Below are 4,054 nucleotides of genomic sequence, written 5' to 3'. Positions count from 1 at the left end.
TGATCTTCACAGCAATAGGCGGCCGAGCAACGTGAACGAATGTCGGAAGCTGGGGAGCCGGCGCACTATTCGGAATGACCGCGATATGGGTCTTCTGCCCATTAAGCCACGTCACCTCACGGGACTCACGCGCCGTTACCTTTACTAGCCTTGAGCACCTTTTGTTTGTAACGCGCGCAGCCTTGGCATGGAGGCGAGCTCCATCCGTCGCATCCAAATTTGCTACGCCGGAAGCCGCAGAACGTGCCAAGCAGCAATCGTCGGCGTACATGGGCGGCAGCCCTCGTCCCGCTAAGCTGCCTCAGTGAAGGTGGTGCCCCGGACTTCCCGCCCGAACACGTCGAAGGCATTGCGGCAAGCTCGATCCTAGTGACCGCTCCTGCCGCGATAGGGGCAGCATCAATCGCGATGAGGCTGCAAACGTGCTCGACGTTGACATGCTGCCGCTGCCAAACACTAATTCCTCCGCTTCCGGTTTACAGCGGTAGCATGGCGAGTGACTTTATGAGAGCATCGGCCGGTTATCGGGAGACAGGAATGCGCGGGATCGCCGACCGTGCGCGCTGGATGATCATGGGGCTGATCTTTGTCGCGATCATGCTCAACTACGTCGATCGTCAGATCCTGTCGTTGCTTAAGCCGACGCTTGAAGCGGAGTTCGCCTGGTCCGACCAGGATTACGCCAACATGGGCACCGCGTTTCAGCTGGCGGCGGCGGTGGCGTTTCTCGGAACCGGCTGGTTCATCGACCGGGTCGGCCTCAGGCTCGGTTTCGCGCTAGGCGTCGCACTGTGGAGCCTTGCCGCCATGGCCCATGCCGTGGTCGGCAGCGTCGCCGGCTTCATGGCCGCGCGCGTGGTGCTCGGGGTCGGCGAGTCGGTCGGCACCCCGGCGGCCGTGAAGTCGTCGGCGACCTATTTCACCCAGCGTGACCGGCAAATCGCGCTCGGCATCGGCAATACCGCGCCCAATATAGGCGCGATCGTGACGCCCTTGTTCATCCCGGCGCTTGCGGTCGCGTTCGGCTGGCGTGCGGCGTTCCTGCTGGCCGGTGGACTGGGACTGGTCTGGGTAGTGGCGTGGTTTGCGATCCGGGTGCGGCCGGTGGCGCTGGACACGCTGGCACCTGCGCCGATGCACTGGCTCGATATCGCGCGGAGCCGCGAGACGGTGACGATCGCGACCGCGAAGGTGCTGTCGGACCAGGTGTGGTTCTTCATGCTGCTCTGGCTGCCCGACCTGTTCCATCGGCTGTTCGGACTGAAGCAGGGAACCCTCGGCCTGCCGGTGGCGCTGGTCTACGTCTTCGCCGCGGCCGGCGCGCTGACGGGTGGTTGGCTGCCGTCGCGGTTCTTGGCGCGCGGCTGGTCCGTGAACCGCGCGCGCAAGACGACGATGTTGCTCTACGCGCTGCTGATCGTTCCGGTGCCGCTGGTCATGCTGCTGTCCAGCCCCTGGACGGCGGCGCTGCTCCTCGGCCTCGGCCTGTTTGCTCACCAGGGCTTCTCGACCAACGTGTTCGGCCTCACCACCGATCTGGTACCGGCGGCGCGGATCGGCTCGACGATCGGCATCGCCGCCTTCTGCGGCAACTTCTGCTCGATCGGCATGATCCAGTTCTCGGCCTGGTCGCTGCGTCATGGCTTCGGATACACGCCGATGCTGGTCATCTGCGCGTCGAGCTACCTCGTCGCACTTGGCTGCATACAGCTGCTTATCCCGGTGATCAGGTCGGTGGAGCGAAGAGCGGACGAGCCGCTGGTCCTCGCTCATTGAGGACCTGCGGCTCGTCTCCGATCAGAACCCGACCCGCGCGGTCACGCCGTAATAGCGGTCCGCCTCGCGCGGGATAATATAGCGGTAGCTGTTGCCGGGGCCACCCGAGGTGATCGACGAGGCGAAATGCTCGTCAAAGGCGTTCTTGACCTGGAAGATTAGCCGGAAGCGATCCGCCGCCTCGACGACCCCCGCCGACAGGTCGACCAGCGCGTAGCCGTGGATCGTCGTCGCGTCGCGGATCGCCTGGCTTGCGTCGAGCTGCGAGATCTGGCGGGACTGGTACGATCCCTGCGCGCCGACTGTGAAGTCGATCCGGCCGCCGGTGCGCAGGCGATAGTCGCTGCTGAGCGATCCCTTGTACTTGGGCGCATAGGCCAGTCGCGTGCCGCTGGGGATGACGCCGGTGTTCACGCCGTTGGTCGGCACCTTGAACTGGTCGATGCGCGCGTCGGTATAGGCGAAGCCGCCGTTGAAGGTCAGGTCGCGCACCGGCTGGAACAGCGCGTCGACCTCGGCGCCGCGCGTCGAGATCTCGCCGGCGTTGGTGAAGCGGGTGACCAGCACGCCGGCGACCACGTCGGGGTTGTTCGCCTGGAAATTGTGGTACTTGGCGTAGTAACCGGCGACGTTGACGACCAGCCTGCCGTCCAGCAGCGTGTTCTTGATCCCCGCCTCGTAGCTGTCGGCGGTCTCCGGCTGGATGACGTTGGTGCCCGTCGCGGTTAGATTATAGAAGACGTTGAACGCCGGACCCTTATATCCACGCGAGTAGGTCGCGTAGACGGTCGATTGCGGCACCAGGTCGAACTGCACGCCGCCCTTGCCCGACCAGTTGGTGTTGGTTGTCTTGGTGGTGAACGGGACGCCGTTGGACGCGGCGACCGCGCTGGTCTGCGCCACCGTTGGGGAAACGCCCTGTGCCACCAGGACGTTGTAGCGGTCGAACACGCCTTGATCGAAATTGCCGTTGATCCCCGGCCCTGCCAGCGTCGTCACCCGCTTGTGGAAGACGTTCAGCTGATCGGTGGTGTAGCGGACGCCGCCGATCAGCCGCAGGCGCGACGTGAGGTTGAGGGTGCCTTGGCCGAAGAACGCCAGGTTCTTGAACACCGAGCCGAAGTCGGCGGTGCCGCTCGGCACGGTCGTCACCGTGCCGATGCTGCCGCACGGGGTCAGCGTCGTCGCACTGGTCAACCCGCCGGTGCACACGACGTCGGTGCGGTTGAAGACCCGCTCGGTGTAGGCGCGCGAGAAATAGGCACCGACGACATACGAGAAGAACTGCTTCGCTGGTGAGGTCAGCCGCAGCTCCTGGGTCAGCGTGTTCGACACCTGCGGGCCGTCGTCGTGAAGCTGGTTGTAGCCGACATAGGCGGTTGGCAGGAAATCGCCGTCGCGGATCTCCTCGTTGTCGTAGATGCGGTAGGAGCCGATATAGGTGATCGTCTGGGTGCCGAGCGTCCAGTCGAGCTGACCCGACACGCCATAGCTCTTCTCGCGGGCGGCGGTGACCAGGTTCTGGTTGTCGAACCGGGTCCGATCGCCCACCTCGGGTGGCAGCGCGAGGTTGGGGTTGCCCGACAGGCTAGTCGCGGCGGGCGTGCCGATCACCTCGGCGCAGCAATTGTCCTTCGCGCGGCGATAGTCGCCGATCAGCGTGAAGGTGATGTCGGGCGTTGGCGTCGCCACCAGCACGCCGCGCACGCCGTAATGCTGATAGCCGTTCTCGCGCTTGCCGCCCTGCGCGAGATTGATGATATTACCGTCGTAATGACCGTAGAAGCCGGTCACGCGGGTCTTGATCCAGTCGTTCAGCGGCACGTCGACCGCGCCGCGGACGCGATACTCGTTCGTGTTGGTGAAGTAGCCGCCTTCAAGGAAGCCGCCGAAATGGTCGCTTGGCCGCTTGGTGATGATGTTGATCACACCGGCCGAAGTGTTCTTGCCAAACAGCGTGCCCTGCGGTCCGCGCAGCACCTCGATCCGGTCGACGTCGATCAGGTCGCTGAAGGCCTCGCCGGCGCGGCTGTAGACGACGCCGTCGACCACGGTGGAGATCGACGGCTCGCCGGCGATCGAGAAGGTGGAGGTGCCGACGCCGCGCAGGAACAGCGACTGGTTGATCGCGGTGCCCGACTTGCGGAAGTTGAGGGTCGGGACGAGGTACTGCGCGCTCTCGATGTTCGTGCCGCCCTTGGCGGAGATCGCGTCGCCCGAGATTACCGAGACCGCGACCGGCACCTCCTGCAACCGTTCCGACCGCTTCTGCGCGGTC

2 protein-coding genes are annotated in these 4,054 nt (G+C 64.8%); one reads left to right on the top strand and one right to left on the bottom strand.

Features of this window, described 5'->3' with window-relative positions:
* Positions 1-537 precede the first annotated feature (537 nt).
* Positions 538-1,776, top strand: a complete 1,239-nt coding sequence (locus HUU96_RS12585) for an MFS transporter (RefSeq protein ID WP_174293112.1) — start codon at positions 538-540, stop codon at positions 1,774-1,776.
* 21 nt (positions 1,777-1,797) lie between these two features.
* Here the strand turns inward: HUU96_RS12585 and HUU96_RS12580 are convergent.
* Positions 1,798-4,054, bottom strand: a 2,257-nt coding sequence (locus tag HUU96_RS12580) for a TonB-dependent receptor (RefSeq protein WP_174293111.1), incomplete at its 5' end; no start/stop codon positions are given.

The sequence above is a fragment of the Sphingomonas bacterium genome (genome assembly GCF_903644135.1).
GTDB lineage: Bacteria > Pseudomonadota > Alphaproteobacteria > Sphingomonadales > Sphingomonadaceae > Sphingomonas.
The sequence above is the reverse complement of the archived record's forward strand: the minus strand, read 5'-3'. Positions and strand labels throughout refer to the sequence as shown.

What these genes read in the sequence shown, in the direction of transcription:
- HUU96_RS12585 (WP_174293112.1), top strand. Translation starts at nt 538, where the DNA reads ATGCGCGGGATCGCCGACCGTGCGCGCTGGATGATCATGGGGCTGATC.